We start from the raw sequence: 207 nt of genomic DNA on the forward strand, positions 1-207 counted from the left end.
GGTGTCCGTCGCCGCGGTCAACGGCCCGCGGTCGGTGGTGCTCGCGGGTGACGAGGACGTGACGGCGGCCCTGGCGGCCGGTTTCGAGGCGCGGGGCCGTAAGACCAAGCGGCTGGCGGTCAGTCACGCGTTCCACTCGCCGCACATGGACGGGATGCTCGACGATTTCCGCCAGGTGGTGGAGGGGTTGTCGTTCGAGGCTCCGCG

General features: G+C 71.5%; 1 protein-coding gene. It reads left to right on the forward strand.

The window, feature by feature from the left end; all coding sequences use genetic code 11:
- A partial coding sequence (locus IF43_RS37675) for an acyltransferase domain-containing protein (RefSeq protein WP_037891815.1) occupies positions 1-207 on the forward strand: 207 nt, incomplete at both ends.

This window comes from Streptomyces sp. NRRL S-87, from assembly GCF_000719335.1.
GTDB lineage: Bacteria > Actinomycetota > Actinomycetes > Streptomycetales > Streptomycetaceae > Streptomyces.